At 73.2% G+C, this 25,285-nt stretch carries 18 protein-coding genes; 4 read left to right on the plus strand and 14 right to left on the minus strand.

The features are described 5' to 3' along the window. Positions 1-33: 33 nt before the first annotated feature. Complete coding sequence (locus ABH937_RS00395) at positions 34-336, minus strand: hypothetical protein (protein WP_370216720.1); 303 nt, start codon at positions 334-336, stop codon at positions 34-36. Positions 337-684: 348 nt separating this feature from the next. Here ABH937_RS00395 and ABH937_RS00400 point away from each other — a divergent pair, with 348 nt between their 5' ends. Next, positions 685-2,562, plus strand: coding sequence for a galactose oxidase-like domain-containing protein (locus ABH937_RS00400; RefSeq protein ID WP_370216721.1), 1,878 nt, complete (start codon positions 685-687; stop codon positions 2,560-2,562). An 83-nt stretch (positions 2,563-2,645) separates the two neighbouring features. On the opposite strand, the gene ABH937_RS00405 is transcribed toward ABH937_RS00400, so the two are convergent. Then, positions 2,646-3,515, minus strand: a complete 870-nt coding sequence (locus ABH937_RS00405; protein WP_370216722.1) for an LLM class F420-dependent oxidoreductase — start codon at positions 3,513-3,515, stop codon at positions 2,646-2,648. 421 nt (positions 3,516-3,936) lie between these two features. Between ABH937_RS00405 and ABH937_RS00410 the strand changes: the two genes are divergently transcribed. Beyond that, positions 3,937-4,917, plus strand: a complete 981-nt coding sequence (locus ABH937_RS00410) for an aldo/keto reductase (RefSeq protein WP_370216723.1) — start codon at positions 3,937-3,939, stop codon at positions 4,915-4,917. A gap of 40 nt (positions 4,918-4,957) precedes the next feature. Here ABH937_RS00410 and ABH937_RS00415 read toward each other — a convergent pair whose 3' ends face one another. From ABH937_RS00415 to ABH937_RS00425, 3 genes are all read right to left on the minus strand, one after another. Beyond that, positions 4,958-6,052, minus strand: a complete 1,095-nt coding sequence (locus ABH937_RS00415) for a chitinase (protein WP_370216724.1) — start codon at positions 6,050-6,052, stop codon at positions 4,958-4,960. 201 nt (positions 6,053-6,253) lie between these two features. Beyond that, positions 6,254-7,327: an acyl-CoA desaturase gene (locus ABH937_RS00420; RefSeq protein ID WP_280694306.1), complete on the minus strand. Its 1,074-nt coding sequence runs from the start codon at positions 7,325-7,327 to the stop codon at positions 6,254-6,256. 191 nt (positions 7,328-7,518) lie between these two features. Continuing rightward, positions 7,519-7,683: a hypothetical protein gene (locus ABH937_RS00425; protein WP_280694305.1), complete on the minus strand. Its 165-nt coding sequence runs from the start codon at positions 7,681-7,683 to the stop codon at positions 7,519-7,521. A gap of 615 nt (positions 7,684-8,298) precedes the next feature. Here ABH937_RS00425 and ABH937_RS00430 point away from each other — a divergent pair. After that, positions 8,299-8,664 carry a tetratricopeptide repeat protein gene (locus ABH937_RS00430; RefSeq protein ID WP_370216849.1) on the plus strand — a complete coding sequence of 122 codons (366 nt, stop codon included), beginning with the start codon at positions 8,299-8,301 and terminating at the stop codon, positions 8,662-8,664. Between the two features lie 127 nt (positions 8,665-8,791). On the opposite strand, the gene ABH937_RS00435 is transcribed toward ABH937_RS00430, so the two are convergent. Beyond that, positions 8,792-9,535, minus strand: a complete 744-nt coding sequence (locus ABH937_RS00435; RefSeq protein WP_370216850.1) for a TetR/AcrR family transcriptional regulator — start codon at positions 9,533-9,535, stop codon at positions 8,792-8,794. 232 nt (positions 9,536-9,767) lie between these two features. On the opposite strand from ABH937_RS00435, the gene ABH937_RS00440 reads away from it, so the two are divergent. Beyond that, entirely contained in the window at positions 9,768-10,781 is a 1,014-nt protein-coding gene (locus tag ABH937_RS00440) for a medium chain dehydrogenase/reductase family protein (protein ID WP_370216852.1), read from the plus strand. A gap of 116 nt (positions 10,782-10,897) precedes the next feature. On the opposite strand, the gene ABH937_RS00445 is transcribed toward ABH937_RS00440, so the two are convergent. The 8 genes from ABH937_RS00445 to ABH937_RS00480 form a co-directional block, all read right to left on the minus strand. Then, the gene (locus ABH937_RS00445; RefSeq protein WP_370216725.1) at positions 10,898-11,968 is read right to left on the minus strand and encodes an alkene reductase; all 1,071 of its coding nucleotides are present in this window, start codon (positions 11,966-11,968) and stop codon (positions 10,898-10,900) included. Between the two features lie 61 nt (positions 11,969-12,029). Then, complete coding sequence (locus tag ABH937_RS00450) at positions 12,030-12,962, minus strand: pseudouridine-5'-phosphate glycosidase (protein ID WP_280694303.1); 933 nt, start codon at positions 12,960-12,962, stop codon at positions 12,030-12,032. Then, positions 12,959-13,939: a DMT family transporter gene (locus ABH937_RS00455; protein WP_370216853.1), complete on the minus strand. Its 981-nt coding sequence runs from the start codon at positions 13,937-13,939 to the stop codon at positions 12,959-12,961. Before ABH937_RS00455 ends, ABH937_RS00450 begins: the two co-directional genes overlap by 4 nt. A gap of 8 nt (positions 13,940-13,947) precedes the next feature. Next, positions 13,948-14,613 (minus strand): uracil phosphoribosyltransferase, encoded by a 666-nt coding sequence (upp, locus tag ABH937_RS00460; protein ID WP_370216726.1) that lies wholly within the window; start codon positions 14,611-14,613, stop codon positions 13,948-13,950. A 52-nt stretch (positions 14,614-14,665) separates the two neighbouring features. Then, the gene (locus tag ABH937_RS00465) at positions 14,666-15,349 is read right to left on the minus strand and encodes a phosphoribosylanthranilate isomerase (protein WP_370216727.1); all 684 of its coding nucleotides are present in this window, start codon (positions 15,347-15,349) and stop codon (positions 14,666-14,668) included. A gap of 299 nt (positions 15,350-15,648) precedes the next feature. Continuing rightward, positions 15,649-17,415, minus strand: a complete 1,767-nt coding sequence (locus ABH937_RS00470; RefSeq protein ID WP_370216728.1) for an acyl-CoA dehydrogenase — start codon at positions 17,413-17,415, stop codon at positions 15,649-15,651. After that, positions 17,412-23,375, minus strand: coding sequence for a beta-ketoacyl synthase N-terminal-like domain-containing protein (locus tag ABH937_RS00475; RefSeq protein ID WP_370216729.1), 5,964 nt, complete (start codon positions 23,373-23,375; stop codon positions 17,412-17,414). The genes ABH937_RS00470 and ABH937_RS00475 overlap by 4 nt, the downstream gene beginning before the upstream one ends. Further along, the gene (locus ABH937_RS00480; protein WP_370216730.1) at positions 23,372-25,228 is read right to left on the minus strand and encodes a methyltransferase; all 1,857 of its coding nucleotides are present in this window, start codon (positions 25,226-25,228) and stop codon (positions 23,372-23,374) included. The genes ABH937_RS00475 and ABH937_RS00480 overlap by 4 nt, the downstream gene beginning before the upstream one ends. Positions 25,229-25,285 lie beyond the last annotated feature (57 nt).

The raw sequence follows: 25,285 nt of genomic DNA on the forward strand, positions 1-25,285 counted from the left end.
GCGGGCGGGCCGGCCCGGGAGGGCGCCCGTCGATCAGGCCATGGTGCTCGACTCGCCCTCGGTGCAGACGACCTGGAGCGTGAGATCGGCCGGCTCGGCACCGTTGCCGGCGGCTGACAGGTCCTGCTTGCGGACCGCCACGATCCAGCCGGTGGCGTCAGCGGTGGGCCGGCTCGTCAGGACGTCGGCCGGGGTCGACTCGAGGTGCCGCCCGGCCCCGGGAGAGACGCTGAAGCCGCCGCCCATGACGTTCTCCTCCGGCGGACACATCAGCGTCCGCTCGGTGCCGTCAGCACCGTTCTTGATGACCTCTCCGCTGACCGTGTGTGGCTGCATGGCCCTCCTCACGGGGCTTGCCGCCGCACTGGTGCCGGTGATGACCACGAGCAGTGCGGCACCTACGGCAGCGACCGTGCTGATGCGGGTGGTGCTGATCACTGGAGCGTTCCCTTCCGCCGAGCGGGTTTTGGGGTCATCTCAGCACGGGGCCGGCCAATTCCACTGGCCGACACGCAACGTGATGAGCAGTCGGTGAATCCATTCGGCGTTCTCCGGTGGACAAAGGCGTGTCTGCATGCGAACGGATTCCCGAAGTGGTTCTCTGATGACCGTCAGCCACCGTCCGCGCGACGCCCTGGCTGCCGTAGGCCCATGCGCCCCATGCAACCCCATGCAAGGAGTTCCATGTCCCGCAGGAGACTGTCAGCGGCGTTCGCGGCCGGCGCCGCCGCCCTCGCCCTGACCACCACAGCCGTACTGACCACACCGCTGTCGGAAGCCCCCGCCTTCGCCGCCGACCAGCCCGGCGGTTTCGGCGCGCTGCGCATCACTCCCGAACAGCTGAGAGGGGAGGTGCGCTCCGACGAGGTGGCGGTCTTCGGCCAGTCCACCGCCGAGTCGATGGCCAGGGACCGGATCGGCCTGCGGGCCGTCGGCGAGTACCCGGACCCGATCCGGACGATGCGGTTCAAGTCGCTGACCGACTCGCAGGCCGCGCTCAACGCCAAGTTCACCGACACGGCGAAGTTCGGGCGCTTCACCGACTACTTCAAGTCCCCGGACTTCGGTGACCACGTCGCCCTGCTGCCCACCGGCAAGGTGCTGCTGTTCTCCTTCGAGCGCATCGAGACCAATCCGCAGAAGGAGCCGGCCCCGACCCAGACCATCGGGAAGGAGAACGCCGGCCGCGCGTACCTGTGGGATCCGAGCAAGGGCACCGGCCCTGACGCGTTCAAGGCCGTCCCGCCGCCCACCGTCAACCTGGACGACGGCAAGAACGAACCGCGCCCCGCACCGCTCTTCTGCGCGGGACACTCCTACCTGCCCAACGGCATGGTCGGCGTCTTCGGCGGCAACTTCGGCGGCAACAACGGCGCCGGGGCCAGGTTCTCGATGGTGTTCGACCCCTGGAAGGAGACCTGGCTGCAGCAGCAGGACATGGCGGTCGGCCGCTGGTACCCGAGCGTGGTCACCACCTCGGACGGCCGGCAGCTGATCATGTCGGGCCAGACCGAACTGGGTTGGGGCACGCCCACCCCGCTCATCGAGCGCTTCCCGGTGAACACCTCCGACGTCCCCTACGGCGAGAACTTCACCGCGAACAACCCCGTGTACCAGTGGAAGAACGCGGACGCGCCCTACCGGATGGACTATCCGCACCTGTTCGCGCTGAACGACGGCAAGGTCTACGGCTTCGGCCGCGACGCCGACCAGCAGTTCCTGTTCGATCCGGCCAAGGAGACCCGCAGCCAGCTGCCCAACCGCCCGGACGGCGGCCTGCGGATGTACGGCTCCGCCGTCGCGCTGCCGAACGGCACCGCCGGCCCGAACTCCGTCATGGTCCTGGGCGGCAACCACGACGACAAGAACACCTACCGGTTCGCGGGCGGCCGGTGGACCACGGACACCCCGCGGGCGTTCGGCCGCGCCCAGGACGACACGCTCATCCTGCCCAACGGCCAGCTGTTCACCGTCAACGGCTCCTACGGCATCCGCGACTACGGCTTCGGGGACTACAACCCCAACGCCGACCTGAAGTACCGCCAGACCGAGCTGCGCGCCGCGAACGGCACCTGGACGCTCGGCCCGGCCGAGCGCCTGCCGCGCGGCTACCACTCCAACGCGGTGCTGCTGCCGGACGGCCGGATCATGGTGACGGGTGACGAGCTCCAGCAGCTCGCCAGCAACCCGGACATCAAGGACCCGAACGCGAACGGCACCATCGAGATCTACGAGCCGCCGTACCTGTTCCAGGGCCCGCGTCCGGAGCTGACCAGCGTCCCGAACACCCCGGTCGGCTACAACCACTACTTCCCGGTGGGCACCACCTCGACCGGGATCAGCAAGGCCGTCCTGGTCGCGCCGATCACCTCGACCCACTCGGTGGACACCAGCCAGCGGTACATCGAGCTGCCGATCGCCAACACCGGCCGCAACCAGCTCCTGCTGAAGTCGCCCACGAGCGCCGAGGCGGCCACCCCCGGCGTCTACATGCTCTTCCTGCTCAACGACAAGGGCGTGCCCAGCATGGCCAAGTGGGTCCAGCTCGACCCGAACGCCTGACCCGCACCCCGATCTCCCGCCCTGCCGTGACCTACTCTGCCCTGGCTGGTCGCCCCGACGGCGACCAGCCAGGGCAGGGCTGCTCACGGAGCATGGGCGAGCCACCGGTCGGCGAGGGCGCCCACCCAGCCGGCGGCCGCGTCCGGCCTCGCCGGTGGCGCGTCGACCACGACCAGTTCGGTCACGCCGGCTTCGGCCAGGCCGGGGAGCAGCTCGGGGGCGCCGTCGCTCAGCGCGACCGCGACGGTCAGCTCGTCCACCCGGCGGCCCTGCCGTTCGCAGTACCCGGCAAGGGCGCTGAGGCGCTCCGCGACGGTGGCGGCCGGGAGGTTGAAGCCGTACCAGCCGTCCCCGAGGGCGGCGGTCCGGCGCAGGGCCGCGTCGCTGTTGCCGCCCACCACGATCGGCAGCCGTCGCCCCCGCACCGGCTTGGGATTGACCCGGATCGCCTCGAAGCGCACGAACTCCCCGTCGAACGAGGCGACGTCCTGCGACCACAGCGCACGCATCGCGGTGATGTACTCGGCGGTACGCCGACCACGCCGGGCGAAGGGCACCCCGAGCGCGGCGAACTCCTCGGCGGACCAACCGACGCCGACGCCGAGGGTGAGCCGCCCCGCCGAGAGCACGTCCAGCGTCGCGGCCTGCTTGGCCACCACCACCGGATGGTGCTCGGGCAGCAGCAACACGCCCGTGGCCAGGCCGATCCGGCCGGTCACGGCCGCGGCGAAGCTCAGGGTGAGCAGCGGGTCCAACCAGTCGGCGGGGGCGGGGATCGGGATCCTCCCGTCGGCGGAGTACGGGTAGCGGGACATCGGGTCGTCGACCAGCACCACATGCTCGCCCACCCACAGCCTCGCGAACCCGCGAGCCTCGGCGGCTGCCGCCACCGCACGGATCACCTCCGGCCGAGCGCCGTTCCCGATGCCCAAGGCGTGCAGGCCGATCCGCATCCGTGCCACCTCCTGAGGCCGCAGCGCCGCGCCACCGCACCGCCGCGCCGACAGGGGCCCGAACGACCAGCGTATCGAGGGTTCGGACGGCCGGCCACGCGAGCGGACGTTCCCCTTCGGCAGAGCCGAACTGCCAATCATGCGAATCCAGTTGACCGTGGCCGGACGTCAGAGCAGCTTCCCTCGTCAAGCAAGGAAGCTTTCCTGACGGGAACTCCTCCCCCACGGGAGGGAACGCACATGAACAGATCGGCCAGAACACCGGGTACGCCCAGCAGCCGTTCGATCTGTCCGGCTACGCGGGGCAGACGGTGACGCTGAAGTTCACCGGGCGTGGCGGCGGCGTGGCAGCGGCGTGGTCCGCCGGGCGACGCGGGTACGGTGGCGGGAAACGTCACCTCCGAGCAGGGAGCACCCGCCCGTGTCCTTCGAGCACCTCGTTGCCGCCGCACCGACACCTCGGTTCGGGCTGGGCCTGGCCGCGCTGGGCCGGCCCGGCTACATCAACCTCGGCCGGACCGAGGACCTCCCGGTCGAGCGCACGGTGTCCGCGATGCGCGATCGCGCCCACGAGGTGCTCGACGCCGCGTACGCGCAGGGCGTGCGCTACCTGGACGCGGCCCGGTCCTACGGCCGTGCGGAGGAGTTCCTCGCCGAGTGGCTGGACCGCCGCCCCGAGGCCCGGGACGTCGTGGTCGGCAGCAAGTGGGGCTACACCTACACGGCCGACTGGCGGGACGACGCGGAGGTGCACGAGGTCAAGGACCACAGCGTGCAGACCTACGACCGCCAGCTGATCGAGAGCCGCAACCTGCTCGGCAAGCGGCTGGACCTCTACCAGATCCACTCCGTCACGCCGGACAGCCCCGCACTCACCGACCCCGCGCTGCACCGCAGGCTGGCCCGGCTCGGCGCCGAGGGCGTGCTCATCGGCCTGTCCACCAGCGGTCCGTCCCAGGCGGACGCCATCCGTGCCGCGCTCACCATCCGGGTGGACGGCGCGCCGCTCTTCCGCAGCGTGCAGGCCACGTACAACCTGCTCGAACCCTCGGCCGGCGCGGCCCTCGCCGCGGCGCACGAGGCCGGCTGCGTCGTCATCATCAAGGAGGGCATGGCCAACGGACGCCTCGCCGGGGGCCCCGCCGACGCGGCCTCGACCGCCGTCCTGCAGCAGGTGGCCAAGGAGGCGGGCACCAGCTGCGACGCGGCCGCCCTGGCCGCCGTCCTCCACCAGCCCTGGGCGGACGTGGTGCTGTCCGGCGCGGCCACCGTCGAGCAGCTCACCAGCAACCTGCGGGCCGCCACCGTCCAGCTCGACGCGGAGCAACTCACCCGGCTCGCCACGCTGGCCGAGCCCGCCGGCGCGTACTGGCAGCACCGGTCGCAGCTGCCCTGGAGCTGACCTCAACCTGCCCGGGGCCGGCGGTCGGTGCCGCAAGGGGTCAACCGGGCAGCTGCCAGGGATGGTTGACGGTGCCGGCGGCGCCCGTACCGCCGGCACCGGTCACGGCGTTGAAGGTGCCGGAGAACTGGTACGGGCGCTGCGCGGTGCCGCTGCAGGCGTCGGAGAGGGTGCCGGTGCTCGCGCAGGCCTGGTCGCGGCCGAGTGCCCAGAACGACAGCTCCTGGATGCCGTTGGCCGCCGCGAACCTCTCCAGGGTGGTGGCGTCGTCGGCGCTGAAGACCTCGTTGGTGGCGTCGTTGACCCCGATCATCGGCGTGTTGCCCTCCATCGCCCAGAGCTGGGCGGAAGTCTTGGCGCTCCAGATCCGGCCGAGCTGGTCGTGCAGCGCGCTCGCGGCGCCGGTGGCGGCCTGCCCCATGTCCAGCGAGTCGCCGTAGTCCATGGTCATGATGTTGACCAGATTGACGTTCAGGCCCTCGCTCCGGGCGTTGCCCAGCAGGCTCAGCGCGTTGGCGCTCAGGCCGTTCGGGTTCACCGGCAGGGTGTAGTCCACGTCCAGCGTCCGGCCGTCCGCGGCGTACTGCTGCTGGAGGTTGGCCAGGGCCTGGTCGCGCCGGTCGTTGGCGTCGGTGTCGTCCAGCGCGGCGCCCTCGATGTCCAGGTCGATCCTGGTCAGGTTGAGCGTGTCGATCACCTGCTCGTACTGGGCCTGGAGCGAGGGGACGTCGGGACACGCCTGGGCCAACTCGGTGCCGGCCGCCCCGCCGAAGGAGGCGATGACATCGCCGCCGGCGGCGCGCAGGCTGTTGATGGCGCCGGTCCAGCTCGCGTCGTCGACGGCGTCGTCGCCGTTGAAGGTGGCGTTGCAGCTGCCGTCGCTGAGGACGAAGGCCAGCGTGAAGTACTTCAGACCGGTGGCCGACTGGACGGCGGTCATGGCCGAGGGGGCGTTCCACGTCTCGACGTAGGGTGCGGCGTACTGCGCCGGGAAGCCCGGGCCGGGTTTGGCCGTGGTGTGCGCGGCCTGCGCGGCGTGTGAGGCCGTGCTGCCGCCGAGCAGCAGCGCGGTCGCGGCGAGCGCGACGGCAGCTGCCGGCAGCCTCCTTCGGGCGCGGGATCCGTATCGGGGCATGGTGGGTCCTCCAGCCGGCCGCAGGGCAGAGAGTCGAACTGATGGACCGTCAGTCGGCAGCTGGGGCAGCGGACTTCGCATCCAGAACGTGAACGCGAAGCACCGTTCCTTCGCCGCCTGGTTCAAGGCTTGATTGAACTGGTGCCGCATGGCCGCGTCAAGGATCCGGGCCGATGCCCGCCGGCACCGTTCTGATCACCGCTACTGCGCCGACCGCAGCGGTGCGCCCACCTCGTGCATGTGGCGAAACGCCTGCCGGTAGGAGTCGAGCAGTGACGTCTCGGCGTACGGGATCCCGACCGCCGCGCAGTGGGCCCGGACCAGAGGCTGGGCGAGCCGCAGGTGGGGCCGCGGCATGTTGGGGAACAGGTGGTGCTCGATCTGGTAGTTGAGGCCGCCGAGCGCCCAGTCGGTGACCAGGCCGCCGCGCACGTTGCGGGAGGTGAGCACCTGGCGGCGCAGGTGGCCCCAGCCTTCGCCGTCCGGGTCGGGCATCTCCATGCCCTTGTGGTTCGGGGCGAAGGTGAGGCCGAGGTGCAGGCCGAACAGGGCATGGTGCACCAGGGCGAAGACCAGGGCCCGGCCCGGGGAGAGCACGCTCAGCAGCAGCGCCGCGTAGCCGACCAGGTGGGCCACCAGGAGCAGCCCCTCGACGGCGCGTTCGCGCGGCGCCTGGCGCTTGAGGTCCTGGAACCCGTACACCTTCAGCGCGATGCCCTCCAGCAGCAGCATCGGCAGGAACAGCCGGGCCTGGTTGCGGGTGAGCCAGCGGGCGAAGCCCGCGCGCTGCTCGGCCTGCTGCTGGGTCCAGACGAGCGCGCCGACGCCCACGTCCGGGTCCTTGTCGACATGGTTGGGGTTGGCGTGGTGACGGTTGTGCTTGTCGTTCCACCAGCCGTAGCTCAGCCCGAGCAGCAGGTTGCTGTGCAGCAGGCCGACGGCTCGACCGGCCCGCTTGCCACGGGTGATCTGGGCGTGGCCCGCGTCGTGCCCGAAGAAGGCGGTGCGCGCCCACAGGACGGCCAGCGGCACGGCGAGCAGCACGGTCCACCAGGAGTCGCCGACGAGCACCATGGCCGCGACCGTGCCGGCCAGGGCCAGCAGGTTCGCCGTGGTGCCGGCCGCGTACCAGCCGATCCGGCGGTCGAGCAGACCCTGCTCCCGGACCGCCCGCAGCAGGGGTGCGAAGTCGCTGCCCGCACGGGGTTCGGCAGTGCTGGTCGGAGTGGTGCTGGTCGGAGTGGTACTGGTCAGGGTCGTGCTGGCGTGTGGCATGGCGTCTCCGGCCGGTCGTCGTCCCCCGCAGTGACCTGCGCTGACCCCATGAAACGTACGGACGCGGCACCTTCGACGACCATGACGGCACCACCCCGAAGCCGCCGGGGGCAGCCCCCGGGGCAGGGTGGTGCTAGCCCTACCGTCCGGTCCTGGTCCGGTCCTGGTCCGGCAAGGTCATTGACTACCGGTCAGCGGCCCCGGCTCCGGGCGTGCCGCAGCCCGGCCCGCGCGGCTTTCGCACCCGCCGTCGCGGCGACGGCACCGGCAACGGCGGCCCAGGCTCCCGCCGCGGCGGCGACGGCGCCGCAGGTGGCGGCCGCTCGCGTGGCCCAGCGGGTGTACGTGTCGTCCATCTCGGCTCTCCTCGCGACAAGGGGGCAGCGCCCCAGGCCGACCCCTCCCCCACCAGCATGCGCGACGAGAAGCGGATCGCCTCGTGGTGCCAGGCGGCAGCACCCCGCCGTCCCTGGCGACTACCGGCTGGCATATGCCGCGCCAGCCTGCACAGACACCGCCCGGCGAGCCGGACGGGCCGGCGGGCGGGCCCGGCCGGCGGACGAAGGATCCGGGCCGGACGACCTGATGGCCGGAACGGGACCCAGGAGTCCCAGCCGGTCTTGTGAGGCGCGATTCCTCCGCACAGACTCCATCACACAGAACCTGACCGAACGTGATCACTCCGTTTCCGTCCGTGGCCCTTGGGGCCCCTGAGGTCGGCAGCGAACGACGCGTCATCCTCGCGGGAAGGGTGAGTTGCATCAGTGCCGCTGCTTCTTGAAGAGCACGAGGCCCTCGACTCCGCACATCGAGAGCAGTTCGCGGACACGGGATATCGGGCGGCTGACCGTGGGGAATCAGACGGTGAAGTTGATGGTTCAACCACCCGAGGGCGAGGCAGCAGCCGACACCCTGGCACCACACCGGGAGGAGTTCTCGTGACCGTCCACTTCAACGCCTGGACCCCCGAGCTGCCGCCGTTCGACGGCGAGAACGGCTCGACCCGCACGGAGACCGTCACCGAGCGCTGGGGACGGGCGGAGCTGTTCTTCGACGCCAAGGACTACACCGAGGCGGCGCGCCTGCTCGCCACCATCGTCGAGCGGGTCCCCGAGCAGGTCGCCCCCCGGCTGCTGCTGGCCCGCGCCTACTACCACTCGGCGCAACTGCGGCGCGCCGAGGAGCAGTTGCGCGAGGTGATCGCGCGCGACCCCGTCGAGCACTACGCCCACCTGATGCTGGGCCGCACCCTGGAGCGCCAGGGCCGCGCCGCCGAGGCCGCGCCCTGGCTGCGCATGGCTGCCGCCTTCACCGGCGAGGCCGCTGCGCGGAGTTGAACCATCGGCGCCCCGACCGGGCTCACCGCCCGGCGGGCGCCGACCCGATCTCGACCACAGGGGCCCACTGGGGCAACACTCTTGCTGGAGGGCGGAGTCGGCCTCCACCTACGGCCGACCACTCCCGCTACGCCCGTGAGTCGCCGGGCTGCCCGAGCTCGCCCGGGTGCGGGTGCTGCGCCTGGTGGATGAGGCCGTCGACCTCCGCCTGGTAGAGCAGGGCGGGGTCGACGCCGGTGGAGGCCAGGTGGTGGCCCAGCTCCAGGCTGATCACTCCGTGCAGCCTGGTCCAGCAGAACAGACCCAGGGCGAGCACCCGCTGGGGGAGGTCGGGCAGGGCGGTGCGTGCGGCCCAGGCGCGGATCTGGTCGGCCAGGTGGTGGTCGTCGAGGCCCTGGGCCGGGCCGTCGGCCGTGGCGCCGGCGAGCGGGGCGAGGGCGCTCAGCAGGGCGACCATGCTGCGCGAGGCCGCGGGGATGGTGCGGTCGGGGGCGAGGTCCTGGCCCGATCCGCTGGTGGTCTGGAAGATCAGCCGGTAGGCGTTCGGGTGCTCCAGTGCCCAGGACCGGCAAGCCTGTGCCACCGCGGTGAATCGCTGGACCGGGGTGCCGAAGGGGCGACCGGCGGCCTCGATCTCGTCGGCCAGCGCGTCGTACACCTCGACCACGAGGTCGGCCAGCAGGGCGTCGCGGTTGTCGAAATAGCGATAGATGGCCGCCGGCGACATGGCCATGGTGCGGGCGATGCCGTTGAGCGAGACCGCGTCGGGGCCGCCGGCCGCGATCTGCTCCATCGCCAACGCCTTGATCTCCTGCAGCGTCTGCTCGCGCCGCTGCTCGCGCCGACTCGGCCGAGCCTCCCCTGCCACCATCTGCGTCACCCGTTCACTCTGCGATTGCCTTGACATCGTAACGGCTGCTCCATACTGTGATGGGTATTAACTTTTCTATAGAGCATAGCAAAGTACCGATCACCAACAAGGAGCGTGGGCCGTGAACAGCAAGCAGACCCAACAGGCCGAGAACGCCGCGCAGGCCGCACAGGCCGCGCAGGCGGCGCAGGCGGCGCAGGCGGCGAGCCGCGAGACCGACACCGCCGTCGAGATCGTGCTGCCAGGACTGGTCGAACCGGACGGGCTGATCGTCCGCCGGCGGCCGATACCGACCGCCGCCGCGGGGCAGGCACTGATCCGCGTGGAGGCGAGCGGGGTCTCCTTCGCCGAGCAGGGGATGCGCCGGGGTCGGTATCCGGGACAGCCGAAGTTCCCCTTCGTGCCGGGCTACGACCTGGTCGGGACGGTCGCCGCGGTTGGACCTGGCGTCGACGCCGCCCTCCTCGGCACCCGGGTGGCCGCGCTCACCAAGACCGGCGGATGGACCTCGCACGCGGTGCTGGCCGCCAACACCCTGGTCCCCGTGCCGGCCGGGGTGGGACCGGCCGAGGCCGAGACCGTCGTCGTCAACGGCCTGACCGCGTGGGGGTTGCTGCACCGCAAGGCCCGGGTCCGGCGCGGCCAGACCGTTCTGGTGCACGGCGCCAACGGCGGGGTCGGCACGGTGCTCGTCCAACTCGCCCGCCACGCCGGGGTGCGGGTGATCGGCGCCGCCTCGCCGCGCCACCACGACGCGCTGCGCGCCCTCGGCGTCGAACCGGTCGACTACGCCGACCCCGACGCCCTGGTCGCCCGGGTGCGGGAGCTCGCCCCGGGCGGGGTGGACGCGGTGTTCGACAACATCGGCGGGGCCACCCTGCACCGTTCCTGGCAACTGCTGGCTCCCGGGGGCACCTTGGTCAGCTACGCCATCGCCTCCGCGACCAAGGGCACCGGCGCGCTGGCTCCCCGGTTCATCGCACTGCTCGCCCGGCTGGCCGCCTGGACCATGCTGCCCAACAAGGGACGCCGCGCCACCTTCTACCACGTCTGGAGCGGCCACCGGATGCACGCGGCCCGCTTCCGCGCCCACCTGCGCCAGGACCTGAGCACGGTCCTCGGCCTGCTCGCCGACGGCACCCTGACCGCCGAGATCGGCGCCCGCTTCCCGCTCGCCGAGGTAGGCGCGGCGATGCGGCTGGCGGAGTCGCACACCGTCCGGGGCAAGGTCGTGCTGCTTCCGTGAAGCCCGAGGACGCACGCGGCCCCGGGCACCTGGATCGGTACCCGGGGCGGCGCGTCGTCGGTGCTACAGCGCGAAGATCTCCCGGACGTCGCGCTCGGTACCCCGGGCGGCCGACGTCACCGGCCGAGCACGGGGTAGTCGGTGTAGCCGTGCTGGTCGCCGCCGTAGAAGGTCGACTCGTCGGCCGCGTTGTAGGGGCCGTCGGCCTCGATCCGGGCGGGCAGGTCGGGGTTGGCCAGGAAGAGGGCACCCAGCGACACGGCGTCGGCCAGGCCCTCGTCGAGCACCTGCTGGGCGGTCTTCGCCGTCGCGGGGAACGAGTCCGGCGTGGCGTGCGGGTTCACGATCATGTTGCCCTGCCACAGGACCCGGATCTCGCGGGTGGCCGGGCGGTTGACGATCTCGCAGACCTCCAGGAAGGCCAGCTCCGGCAGGGCCGGGATCAGCGCGGCGTACAGCGCCTCGGTGTCGCCCTCGGCGATGTCGTTGTAGGGGTTGGCCGGCGAGACCCGGATGCTGGTGCGCTCGTTGCCGATCGCGGCGACGACGGCCTCGGTGGCCTCGACGGTGAAGCGGATCCGGTTGGTGATCGAACCGCCGTAGCCGTCGGTGCGCCGGTTGGTGTTCTCGGCGAGGAACTGGTGCGGCAGGAACCCGTTGCCCGCGTGCAGTTCCACGCCGTCGAACCCGGCCTCGACGGCGTTGCGGGCGGCGGTCACGAAGTCCTCGATGGTGGCGGTGATCTCGGCGAGGGTCAGCTCGCGCGGCACCGGGTAGTCCTGCGGGCCGTCCGGGGTGTAGTTCTGGCCGCCGGCGGCGATCGCGGACGGGGCGACGGACTGGTGCGCGCTCTCGTACAGCGAGGGGTGGCCGATCCGGCCGGCGTGCATGAGCTGGGCCACGATCCGGCCGCCCTTGGCGTGCACGGCATCGGTGACGGCCCGCCAGCTGCGCACCTGCTCGGGGTCGTGCAGGCCGGGCGAGTTGAGGTAGCCCTGGCCGACCTGGGAGGGCTGGATGCCCTCGGTGATGATCAGGCCGGCCGAGGCGCGCTGGCTGTAGTACTCGGCCATCAGCTCGGTGGCGTTGCCGTGCGGCGTGGCCCGGTTGCGGGACATCGGCGCCATCACGAGCCGGTTCTTCAGGGCGATCTTGCCGAAGGTGGCGGAATCGAACAGCGAGGTCATCTGAGTACGCCTTCTCGAACAGTGGGTCAGGAAACGGTGGGTCGGGGCGGGGACCAGTGGCTCAGGACTGGTCGGACAGGTGGCGGGTGTAGGCGGCGGCCAGCCGCCCGCCGACCTCGGCCGTCGAGATGAGGACCGCCATGTTGGCCTGCGCGGTGCGGCCGCCGGTGGCCCGGTCGACCGCGTGCATCAGGTACTTCGTCAGGCCCTGGCCGGTGACGCCGTCCCGCTCGGCCTGGGCGAGCGCGTCGTCGATGGCCGCCTCGGCCACGGCCGGGTCGACCGCGTCCTCGTCGCGCGGCGGCGCGGTGATCACCACGCCACCGGGGTGCCCGGCGGCCCAGTGGGTGCCGACCACCTTGGCGATCTGGTCCTCGTCGTCGATCCGGTGGGGTGAGCGGATGCCGCTGGACGCGCAGTAGAACGCGGGGAAGTCATCCGACCCGTAGGAGATCACCGGCACGCACTGGGTCTCCAGGTACTCCATCGTCAGCTTCAGGTCGAGGATCATCTTCGCGCCCGCGCAGACCACCGCGACCTTCGAGCGGGTGAGCTGGATCAGGTCCGAGGAGATGTCCATGGTGGTCTCCGCTCCCCGGTGCACCCCGCCGAGCCCGGCGGAGGAGAAGAACGGGATGCCGGCCAGCTCGGCGGCGACGAGCGAGGAGGCGACGGTGGTTGCGCCGCGGCCACCGCCGGCCAGCACCACGGGCAGGTCGCGGCTGGAGACCTTGGGGATCCCGGCCTGGGAGGCGAACCGCTCGATGTCGGGGCCGGTCATGCCGACCCGGATCGCGCCGTCCTCGATGCAGATCGTCGCCGGGACCGCGCCGCCCTTCCGGACGGCGGCCTCGACCTGCTGCGCGGTCTCGGCGTTGTGCGGGTACTTCAGGCCGTGCGTGATGACGTTGGACTCCAACGCCACCACCGGGCGGCGCTCGTGCAGCGCCTCGCGGACCTCTTCGCTGTAGACGATCGCGATGGTGGTGCTCATCGGATTCCCTCAGTCGGAACGGGTGGGGTGGTGGTGCCGCCCGTGGGACTCTGCTGGAGCGGCGCGGGCTGTGCTGCGGGCTCCGTTGCGGGCTGCGGCGCGCCGGACCGCGCGGCCCGGCCACGGCGGGGCTGGGCGATGACCACCGCGCCGATCACGGCGACCCCGCCGAGCAGTTGGAGCGGGCGCAGCGACTGGTGCAGGAACAGGTACCCGAGGACGGTCGCGCACAGCGGCGAGGCGAAGGAGAGGAACGAGGCCGCCAGCGCGGGCAGTCGGGCCAGGCCGCGGAACCAGAGGGCGTAGGCGATCAGCGCCCCGATGATGCCCAGGTAGGCGAAGCCGCCGATGTTCTTCCAGCTGAGGTGGTCGGGCAGGGTCTCGGTGGCCAGGGTGATCGGCAGCAGCAGGACACCGCCGACGGTGAGCTGCCAGCCGGTGAAGGTCAGCACGGTGACGCCCTCGGGCCGGCCCCAGCGCTTGACCAGCACGATGCCGGAGGCCATGCAGAGCGCGCCGAGCAGACCGGCCACCACCCCGATGCCGTCCAGGCCGGCCTTCGGTTCGAGCACCAGCAGCGCGACCCCGACCGCGCCCAGCACGCAGGAGACGATGTGCTGGGGCAGGATCTTCTCGCGCAGCAGCACGGCGCCGAGCAGCAGCACGATCATCGGCTGGATGCTCATCACCAGCGCCGCCACCCCGCCGGGCAGGTGGTAGGCGGCCAGGAAGAGGAAGTAGAAGAACGCGCCGATGTTCAGCACGCCGAGCACCACCGCCCGCCACCACCAGATGCCCTTGGGCAGCACCCGGGTGAACCCCAGCAGGATCAGCCCGGCCGGCAGGGCGCGCAGGGTGGAGGCCAGCAGCGGCTTGTCGGACGGCAGGAACTCGGTGGTGATCAGGTAGGTCGACCCCCAGACGAGGGGGGCGAGCGCGGTGACGGCGGAGGTGGTCGCGAGACGCTGACTGCTCAGCTGATTGCTCATTTCACGGCTCCGGAATCCGTGGTGCCGAAGAACCGGTCACCGAAGTCACCGATTCCGGGGATCATGAACGCGTGCTCGTTGAGCCGGTCCTCGATCGCGCTGGTGACGAGCTGCACCCCGGGCCGCTCGACGAGGACCCGTCGCAGCCCCTCGGGTGAGGAGAGGAAGTTGATCATGATGATCTTCTCCTCCCGCACGCCCGCCTCCAGCAGCACGTCGATGGCCGCCAGCGCCGAGCCGCCGGTGGCCAACATCGGCTCCAGCAGCAGCACATGGCCCTCGGCGATGTCGTCGGGCAGCTCCTTGTAGTACAGCCGCGGCAACTTGGTCCGCTTGTCACGCTGGATGAGGATCTTGCCGATCCGGATGCCCCGTTCGACCTCCAGCAGTTCGCCTTCCATCGCCTCGCCGGCCCGGATCACCGGCACCGCGCACACCTTGGTCCCGAACTCCAGCCCCGGGTACGTGGCGCCCGCCGGGGTGGTGACCTCCCGCTGCTCGAACGGCAGCAGGTCCATCCCGGCTTCGAGCAGATGGCGGATGATGCGCCGCGAGTAGAACCGGAAGTCCTCCTGCGTGCACTCCCTGTCGCGGATGATCGTATGCATGACGCGGAGCTCGTTCGTCTGCGGGAGCAGATGGACGTGCTGTTCGGCGCTCACGGCTCTACCTCCTCGGTGGTCGAGATCGCGACTTGACGGAACACCGAGCGGATCAGCCGATCTCGTCGAAGGCACCGCGCGCCTGCGCGATGAACTTGACGACCTTGGCACGGTCCTTGCGGCCGTCCGGGCCCTCGAGCCCGGTGTGGGCATCGATGGCGGCGGGCCGGACGGCGCGGATCGCGTCGGCGACGTTCTCGGGGTTCAGGCCGCCCGCCAGCATCAGCGGCTTCGGGGAGCGGCGGACCAGTTCGGCGGAGACGTTCCAGTCGTGAGTCAGGCCAGTGGCGCCCTTGGCGCCGGTCTTCGGGTCGAAGGTGTCCGTGATGTACATGTCGACGAACGGGTGGGTGTCGTCGACGAGTTGGAGCAGCTCGTCGAGGTTGTCCGCCTTGACCACCAGCGACTTCAGCACGAACAGCTCGGGACGCAGCTCCTTGAGCCGGCGCAACTGCTCGGTCGCCACCTCACCGTGCAGCTGGACCGCGACGACGCCGAGCTCGGAGCAGAAGTCGCTGACCTCCTGAGCATCCGTCAGATAGCTGATCAGCACGCCCGCGTGCGGAGCCTCGAGTCCCTTGATGATCAGGGCGGCATCCTGCTCGGCGATGTCATCCCGGCCGGACGGCAGGCGCAGCGCGAAGCCGATCCAGTCCGCCCCCTCACCGATGACCATCTCGGCCTCGTCGGCATCGATGATCCCGGCGACCTGAACGAGCTTGTTGACGGTGGTCATGAAGGTTCCCCAGTCAGTGGAATGTGAAGCGGCGACGGGCAGGCGAAAGCCGCCCCCACCGCTCCGGAGCACGTCGGCGCGCGCAGGCCTGGCCGACACGGGTCGGCACACGGTCCCCTACGTTCGCCCCCGATTCGACGTCAAACGTTCCGATATCGAGAGACTACGAAGAGATTGCCCGGATCTCAGCCTCTGGCGGCTACACGGGCTGGACTACGCCACGTTGGTGCACGGTGGACCGGCTCAGGCGTCGGGTTCCGGGTGTCAGGGGGCAGGCGTCAGGAGTCAGGGGTCAGGGGTCAGGTCAACGCCTCGACGTAGTCCGGCGCGGCGAGCGGACCCAGCAGGGCGGCTCGGGGTGTCGCCATCAACTCGACCAGTTCGTCGACTCGGGGCAGCAGGCGCCGACACAGCGCGTCGAGCCGGTCCGGCAGGGCTCGGGCCTGAGCGGGGGTCAGCAGTCCCTCGATCAGGAACCAGCCGACGTTCACGGAGACCTCCTCCAGCGCGCCGAACCGGCCGAGGTCGCGCAGCAACGCTCCAGCCGGGGCCTCGGCGGCCTCCAAGGCCTCGGTTTCCAGGGTCTCGGCGGTGGTGCGGGCCAGGTGGGCCTCGGCGAAGAGCAGCGCCAGGCCCGAGTGGTCGTCCCAGGCCTGGGAGGGCGCCACACCCGCGTCCTCCCAGGCCCTCAGACGGTCCGTCAACTGGGCGTGCAGCAAACGCTCGCGAGCCCGGAAGAGGGCACAGAATTCCTCCTCCTCGGCCTCGTTCTCGGCCGGCGGACGGTAGGCGAGCGATTCGGCCATGGCCCGGGCGGCGTCCAGCAGGATCAGCCGGTTGTCGCCGCCCGCCGAGTGGAAAGCCATGGTCAACGCCTGATACTCGATCAACCGGTTCTCCGAGAAGAAGCCGAGCGCACCGGCCGCCGAGCGACAGCGGGCCACCGCCTGGTCGGCGAGCCGGTCGACGCCCGCCTTGGTCAGCGCGAGTCCGCGCATCACCTCGGCCGGCGGGCCGCTGCCCCGGCCACCACCCGGGGGGATCCGCCAGCAGGCCGCCGTCGCCCGGCGAGCCAGCACGGTGGCCGTCTGCGCGGCAGCGGCCGCACCGAACAACAGCCGTTGTTGGTGCAGGAGTTCGAGGGCCGGCCGGTCACCGGCCGCTCGGTCGGTGGTGACTCGCCGCAGGGCGTGTGACAGGGAGATGGCAACGGCCGCCCGGGCGGCCGCGGCGAGCCCGGCGGTGACCGCGCCCCAGGCGAAACGGCTCATCGCCAGACTGCGGCGGGTGCGCTGCTCCGGCCCGCCGGTCGGATCGTGGAAGCCGCCGTCGGCCTCGAAGCCGGCGCCGTCGGCCAGCCAGCGGTGGCCGGGCACCCGGACGCCGTCGAACCGCACGGTGGCGTAGTCCAGCGGCAGCAGCGCGGTGGGCGGGCGGCGCCCGATGGTCACCCCGGCCGCCGGCCCGTCCTCGTCCCTGAGCGCCACCAGGAAGAGGAAGACACCCCGATCAGTGCCGTCCACCCGCAGCCGGGCGCTCACCACCGCGAGCCGGGAGAGCCCCTGTTCCCCCACGTTGGGCGGGTACTTGGCCGCCCCGGCCACCGGCGTGTGCAGCACGAACTCGCCGCTCGCCCGGTCCAGGACGGCTTCGGTCCGGATGCCGGCGCTGCTGTTGCCCCGGCCCAGCTCCGTCATCAAGGCCGCACCGATCGAGCGGCCCTGGGCGAGCTCGGCGACGTCGGCGGCGAGCGCGCCGTAGTCCAGCGCGGCACCGATGGTCATGCAGTGGTGCAGGAACATCACGTGGAACAGCCGGGGATCGGCGGCGGCGGTGACTTCGAGCAGCGCCCTCAGCGTGGCTTGGTCGGTGGCCAGCAGGGCTTCGCCGCCGCCGAGTTCGGCGGTGATGCGGCGCAGCGCCGGATAGGGCGAGACGTCGGGGCGGCCGGCGCCGGCCCGCAGGATCGCGCCGGCCAGGGCGTCACGGTCAGCGGCGTCGCGGTCAGCGGCGTGACGATCAGCGGCGTGACGATCAGCGGCGTCGCGGTCGAGGTCGGTGCTCACGGGGCGGGCTCCTCGGGGAGGGTGGGACCAGCCGGCGGCCCGGCGGCGGCCCAGGAGTCGATCTCCCGGGCCACCAGGGCCGCGTGCTCGGTCAGCATGGTGAAGTGGTCGCCCGGGACGTCGGCTCGGGCATGCGGAAGTGCCCACGGGGTGAGGGCGCCGACTCCGTCCAACGGCCGTTCGGCCCGGACCAGCAGGGTCGGCGTGGACACCGCGCCAGGGGTGCGGCCGTCCAGCAGCCGCAGGTAGGCGCCGGTCGCGGTCAGCCGGGTCGGGTTGACGGGCTCGGCGGCGAGCGCGCCGGGCCGGTCGGCCAGCAGGGCCAGGACGGCGGGCAGGGTGTCGGCCTGGAAGCCCCGGTCCGGCCAGGGCGTGTCGAGCAGCACGAGACCGGCCGCCGGCCGCCCGAGTCGCTCCAGATGCTGCGCGAGCGCCTGGGCGATGAGCCCACCCGAGGAGTGGCCGCACAGCAGGACGGGCGCGGCGCCGGCGTGCCGCAGCGCACCCTCGGCATGGGCGGCGATCAGCGCAGCCAGGTCCTGCGGCACCAACTCTCCAGGGAGGAAACCAGGTTGTGGGAGCACCGCCGTCTCCCACGCGCCGAGATGGCGGGCCAGCTCCGTGTACTCGTGCGGACCTCCGGTGGGCAGCACCGACGGCAGGCAGAGCAGCACGGGCGCCCGTCGCTCCGGCCCAGCCGCCTGACCGCCCATCCGCCCGGCCGCCTGACCGGACAGGCGGACGGCGACCGGTGCGTGCTCGGCCGCCACGTCGCCGGCGAAGGACGGCCGCAGCCGCGAAACGGTCCGCAGCAGGTCGGCGGCGACCGTACCGAGGCCGCTGCGGCAGGCGTGGCGGTACAGGGCATCCAGGCCGTCAGGCAGTTCGCCGTCGAGCGGCGCGCCGGTGGAGGGTGTGGCGCCGGCGGAGGCTGTGGCGGCGGCGGAGGCTGTGGCGGCGGGCCGGTGGCGCCGCTCCACCAGGTGGGCGGCGAGCCGCCGGGGCGTCGGGTGGTCGAGGAGGGCGGTGGCCGACAGCGCCAGACCGAGCTCACCGCCCAGCCGAACGCGGAGTTCGACGGCGGCCATCGACCCCGCACCCAGCTCCTGGAAGGCGACGTCAGCAGGCAGCCTGGCCCCCTCGGGGTGGCCGAGCACGGCGGCCGTGTGGGCCAGCACCACGGCCAGCACATCCGGCTCAGACTCCGCCGCGTGCGGTGTCTCGGCGCCGGGCACTTCGGGTGCGGGCCCGGGCCGGCCGGTGGACCGATCGACCGTCAGCCAGTAGCGCTGCCGCTGGAACGGATAGGTCGGCAAGTCGACATGGCCGTGCTCCACCCCGGTGAACGCGGCCTCCCAGTCGACCGGTACGCCGCTGAGCTGCGCTTCCGCCGCCGACAGCAGGAACCGGTGCGGGCCGTCCGCCGCCCGGCGCAGGGTGGCGACCGCCGCCGCGGTGATACCGGCGGCCTCCGCCGTCTCCTCGACGGCCTGGACCAGCACCGGGTGCGGGCTGATCTCGACGAACCTGCGGTGGCCCCGTTCCAGCAGGGCCCGGACCGTATCGTGCAGCCGGACCGGCTGCCGCAGGTTGCGGTACCAGTACTCGGCGTCCAGGCGGGTGGTGTCCAGCGGGCCCGGTTCGAACGCGCCGACCGGCCCGAGCGGTTCGAGCGCCCCGACCGTGGAGAAGAACGGCACGCTGCCCGGGCGGGCGACGATGCCGGCCAGGCTCCCGGCCAACTCCGCCGCCAACTCTTCGACCGCCGCGGAGTGCGAGGCGTACCCGACCGGCAGCACCCGGGCCGGGACGCCCCGCCCGGTGAGCTCGGCGACCAACTCCTCGACGTCCTCGACGCCGCCGGCGATCACGGTGGACCGTGGCGAGTTCTCCGCCGCCACCGCCAGACCGGGGCGCCGGGCCAGCAGGCCGCCGACCTCCCGGGCGGGCAGGCCCACCGCCGCCATCCGGCCGGGCGCCAACCGCCGCACCGCCCGCGCGCGGACCGCCACCACCCGGGCCGCGTCCGCCAGCGTGAGCGCGCCGGACACGTGGGCGGCGGCGATCTCGCCCTGGCTGTGCCCCACCACCGCGTCCGGGTGGACGCCGAAGGAGCGCCAGAGCGCGGCGAGCGAGACCATCACGGCGAAGAGCGCCGGCTGGGCGACGTCGTCGCGCGTCAGCGGGGGCGCGTCGGGTTCGGCGCGCAGCACCGCCCCGAGCGAGAAGTCGACGTGCGGCGCGAACGCCCGCTCGCACTGCGCGATGGAGTGGGCGAAGGCCGGGAAGGCGTCCAGCAGGTCGGCGGCCATGCCGGGCCACTGCGCGCCCTGGCCGGGGAACACGAAGACCGTCCGGCCCTCTCCCGCGCCGCCTGTCTCTCCCGCACTGCGTCCCTCCCCCGCGCTGCGGACCTGGACCACGTCCGCCGACCAGTGCCCTGACGCGACAGCGGCCAGCCCGGCCCGCAGGCCGTCCCGCTCCCGCCCGACGACGACAGCCTGGTGCTCGTAGCAGGGCCGCGACCGGACCAGAGCGGCCCCGACCGCGGCCGGAGCGGGGGCCGGATCCGTCCCGATGGCCGCGGCGAGCCGCACCGCCGCCGCGCGCAGCGCCTCGGGGCTGCGCGCCGACAGGACCCAGGGCACCGGCCGGCCCGCCCGCGCCCCCGACACCGCCGGCGCAGGCGCAGGCGGACTCGACGGCGCAGGCGGCTCGGCGAGGATCACGTGGGCGTTGGTCCCGCTGATCCCGAAGGCCGAGATCCCGGCGCGCCGCGGCCGGACCGAGCCGGGCCAGGGCCGCGCCGCGTGCAGCAGCCTCACGGCCCGGGTCACTTCGCCGGCCGACGGGTCGGTCGGCAGGGCGGCCCCGTCGACGTGAAGGGTGCGGGGCAGCAGCTCGTGCCGCAGCGCGAGCACCATCTTGATCAGCCCCGCGGCCCCGGCCGCCGCCTGGGTGTGGCCGAGATTCGACTTCACCGACCCGAGCCGCAGCGGGCGTTCGGGTGCCCGGTCCGGACCGAACACGGCGGTCAGCGCGCCCGCCTCGACCCGGTCGCCCAGCGGAGTGCCGGTACCGTGCGCCTCCACGACATCGATCTGATCCGGCGTCAGACCCGCGTCGGCCAGGGCCAGCTGGATCACCTGCTGCTGGGCGGGCCCGCTGGGTGCGGTGAGCCCGTTGCTGGCACCGTCCTGGTTCACCGCGGACCCGGCGACCACCGCGAGCACCGGGTGGCCGTGCGCGCGGGCGTCCGAGAGCCGCTCCAGGACCAGCACCGCGGCCCCCTCCCCCCAGCCCGCGCCGTCGGCGTCGGCGGCGAAGGCCTTGCACCGCCCGTCGGAGGCCAGCGCCCGCTGCCGGGCGAAGTCGACGAAGGAGGCCGCGGTGGCCATCACCGTCGCCCCGCCGGTGATGGCGAGGTCCACCTCGCCACGGCGCAGCGCCTGGACGGCGAGATGGAGGGCGACCAGGGAGGAGGAGCAGGCGGTGTCCACGGTGAGGGCCGGCCCGGTCAGCCCGAGCAGGTAGGCGAGCCGCCCGGACGCCACGCTCGAAGCGTTGCCGGTGAGCAGTTGGCCGTCGTAGAGCTCGGGTGCCTCGGTCAGCCGCGGCGCGTAGTCGGCGGCCATCAGGCCCAGGTACACCCCGGCCGCCGTGCCGCGCAGGGTCGCGGGGTCGATCCCCGCCCGCTCCAGCGCCTCCCAGCCGGTTTCGAGCAGCAGGCGCTGCTGCGGGTCCATGCCCAGCGCCTCGCGTGGCGAGATGCCGAAGAAGGCGGCGTCGAAGGCGCCGGCGTCGGCGAGGAAGCTGCCGCCGCGCGCGGTGGTGCGACCTGCCCTGCCCGGCTCCGGGTGGTGGAGCCGGTCGAGGTCCCAGCCCCGGTCCGTGGGGAAGCCGCCGACCGTCTCCCGGCCCTCGGCGAGCAGCCGCCAGAGGTCCTCGGGTGAGTCGACCCCGCCGGGGAAGCGGCAGCCGATACCGGTGATCACGACCGGATCAGCGCCGGACTCCGGGCCTGGGGCCTCTCTTACGGATCTTGCCGGGGAGACGGAGGAGGCCGGGGACGGGTCGGGTCCGGCCGCCGCGAGGATGTGCCGGGCCAGCTCCCGAGGGGACGGGTGGTCGAACGCCGCGGTGCTCGGCAGCGGCCGTCCGGTCAGGTCGGCGAGCCGCGCCGCTAGCCGGACAGCGCCGGCGGAGTCCAGGCCCAGCTCCCGGAACGGCGTTCGCGGGCCGGCCCCGCCGTCCGCCGGTGGCACACCCTCGGCCGGCCGCCCGGTGACTGCGGCGACCTCGGCCTCGACCATCGCGAGCACGGCGTCCAGGCTCGCCGAAGCAGGCGGAGCGGGGCGCGCCGGCGCACCGCCCTCCAGCAGTGGGGCGAGCCGCCCCCGCGCCACCTTGCCGGTCGGCGTCACCGGGATCCGGTCGACGATCAGCAGCTCCAACGGCCACTTGTACGGGGCGACCCCGGCGCCGGCCAACCAGGCGTGCACCTGCGCGAGTTCCAACGTGCACCCGGCGCGGAGCTCGGCCAGCAGCACCGGGTACTCGCCGAGCCGGTCGTCGGGCCGGGCGGCCACCGCGAGCGCCTGCGGCTGGGGCAGGCCGCCGAGCACCGTCTCGACCTCCGAGGCGGTGAACTTCAGCCCGCCCACGTTGATCAGCTCGGCGTGCCGGCCCCGGTAGCCGAAGGTGCCGTCCGGGTCGCGCCGGGCGCGGTCGCCGGTGCGCAGCCAGCCGTCCGGGGTGAAGGCCGCGCGGGTGGCCTGCGGATCGTCGAGGTAGCCGCGGAACAAGGACGGGCCGCGGTACTGGAGTTCACCGGTCTCCCCGTCGCCGCACGGTGTGCCGTCCGGTCCGGCCACTCGGGCCCGGGCGCCGGGGAGCGGCCGGCCGATGCTGCCGGCCGCCACCTCGGGCGGGTCATCCGGTCCGGTGACGGTGCCCGCGCCCAGCTCGGACATGCCCCACTGCACGACCGTTCGCGCACCGAGCACCTCGCGGATCCGGGTGACCAGTTCGGCGGGCACGGCCGCGCCGCCGGTCCTGACCTCCCGCAGGGTGCTCGAGACGACGTCGCCCGCCCGCACCAGGTCACGCAACTGCGCGGGCACGGCGAACAGCACGCTCGCGCCGCCGGCCCCGGCCAGCCGCCCGAAGGCGGCCACGTCCCAGCGCGGCAGCAGCGCCTGCCGCCCGCCGGTGAACAGACTGAGGTGGACGGAGAGCAGGCCGAAGAGATGGCTGAACGGGCTGGCGCTGACCAGCACGTCGTCCGCGGCGGCCCGGCCGTACTCGGCGACCGCCGCGGCGTTGGCGAGCAGGCCACCGTGCGCGTGCAGGCAGAGTTTGGGCCGCTCGGAGGTGGTGCCGGAGGACGGCATCAGGACGAAGGGGAGATCCGGCGTCACCACCGTCGGCCTCGGCCGGGCACCGAGGTGCCGGCGGATCAGTTCGGCGAGGTCCCCGGCGCCCGGCTCCGGCCCGACCAGCAGCAGCCGTTCGAGCGGCGGCGCCCCGGCCGGCGGGCGGGGCTCGGGGGCGCCACCCGGGGTCGCGGGCTCGGCCACCCGCACCAGGGCCCTGGCCCGCGCCCGGGCCAGCAGCGAGGCGACCTCCCGCTCCCCCAGGGCCAGGTGCAGCGGGAGCAGCACCGCGCCGAGCTCGGCCACCGCCACGTGGGTGACCAGGAACTCCCAGCAGTTGGGCAGTTGGACGGCCACCACGTCGCCGACACCGATGCCGTACTGCTGGAGGCCGGCGGCCAGCGCGGACGACTCGGCCCGCCACCGGGACCAGCTGTACGCGCGGCCGCCGCCGTGCACCGCGACCGCCTCGCCGAGCCGGCCGGCCACCGCGTCGAAGAGTGCGGGCAGGGTTGCGGTCAGCGTGGAGCGTTGGGCCGTCTCATCGGGAACCTCGACGAGGTAGTCCCCGGTGGTCACGGTCACGCGGCCGCCGTCGCCGGGTCGCCGTCGCCCGCGGCCGTCGCCAAGTCCCCGTCGTCCGGCCCGCGGCGGGCCCGGAGCAGGAAGCCGTCCAGCGGCAGCGGGCTGACGGCCACCAGGGACAGGCCCGCCGCCGCCAGCAGCCGCCGGTAGTGGTCGGCGGTCCGCTCCCGGCCGCCCACGTTGCAGAGCATGTGCACGTCCCAGGCGACCGCCAGCGAGACACCCTGGTCCGGCGCCGCTCCGTCCTCCTCGGGCAACAGCCGTTCCACCAGCAGAAGTTCGGCGTGCTCGGGCATCGCTGCCACGCAGCGCCGCAGGATCTCCACGCAGCGCGCGTCGTCCCAGTCGTGCAGCACCCGCGAGAGCAGGTAGCTGTCGCCGCCACCGGGCACCGCCCGGGTGAAGTCGCCGACCACCACCTCGCACCGGTCGAGCAGCCCGGCGGCAGCCAGCCGGTCCCGAGCGGCCGCCGCGGCGTGCTCGCGTTCCAGCAGGACGCCTCGGGCGTGCGGGGCGGCGGTCAGCACGCGGGCGAGCAACGCACCGTCACCACCGGCCACATCGACGACCGTCCGGGCGCCGGACGCGGCCACCGCCTCGGCCACCGGGGCGAACATCGGGGCGCTGGCGGCCATCGCGCCGTCGAACAGGGCGGCCAGGGTGGTGTCTTGGGCGAAGTGCTCGAAATGGCCCTGGCCGAAGACGTGCTGGAACGCCTCCTGTCCGGTGCGCACCGAGTACGCCAACTCGCCGAAGGAGCGGTAGAAGGGGCCGCCGTAGAGCAGCGCGAGCGGGCGCAGGCTGTGCGCGGCGTCGGCGCGCAGCGGCACGCCGAGCGGCCCGAGCCGGTAGGCGGGGGTACCGGTGTCCGGCACGGCAGTTTGCTCCTCCGGCGCCGCGGCCCCGTCCTCCGGTGCCGGTACCGGTGCCGGTTCCGCAGCCGCGATCCGCAGCGCCGCGAGGTGCCGCAGCAGCCGGCCCAGCGCGTCCGGATCCGTCCCGGTCCGGTGGGCCAACTCCGTTGCGTGCAGCGCCGGTCCGTCGCCCGGCGGCAGTGCGTCGACGATGCCGAGCGCGGCCGCCGTGGCGATCGTCTGGGTGGTCCAGGCGCCGGTCATCAGCTCCAGCAACCGCCGCTCCGGCTCGGGGGCCCGGGCCCGCAGGTGGGCGGCCAGCACGGCGGGGTGGCAGCCTCGGGCGTGCAGTTCCAGCCGCCGGCGTCGGCCCCGCTCCCCCGCCCCCGGACCGGGCGCGCCGCTGCGGAAGTAGAGGACGGTGCCGTCCTCGTGGGCGTTGTAGCCGCCGCCGTCGGGCAGCAGCTCCCCCCGGTCCACCAGCAGTGCCCGCAGCCCGTGCAGCACGACACCGTCCGGCCGGGTCACCCGGAGCGCGAGGTGGGCCTCGTTGGCTTCGGCCCGTTCCCGCTCGGCGACCCGATCGAGGCCCGATCCCGCCGGCACCGCCACGGCGAATATCTCCAGCTCCCGCGCGCTCCCGTCGGCCGCGGCGACCGGGGCCCGCAGGATGTCGACCTCCAGTCGCGCCGGGTCCAGGCCGTAGCGCTCGGCCAGTCGCTGCCGGACCACCACGCTCGGGGCCGGCTCGCCGACCGGCAGGCCCCAGGAGCGAAGCGCCTCGGGCAGTCGGTCGGGCGAGCGGGTGAAGACCGCGACCGCCGCGTGGATCAGCGTGCAGTGCGCCGCCAGATCGGCGCGCTCCGCCGAGGCGACGGCCGGCAGCAGCTCGGTGAGGACGTCCGTGAGGTCGGCGGAGCGGATGAGCTCGGTGGCCTCGGCGACCATCGCGAGGTCCGCCGGATCGATCGCCGGTCGGCGGGATATTCGGGTTGTCATGCACCTACCTCTGTCCACTTCCACCAACGACCATGCGAGCGGGGTCCGACCCCCTGC

It is taken from the genome of Kitasatospora sp. GAS1066B, from assembly GCF_041262605.1.
Classification (GTDB): Bacteria; Actinomycetota; Actinomycetes; order Streptomycetales; family Streptomycetaceae; genus Kitasatospora.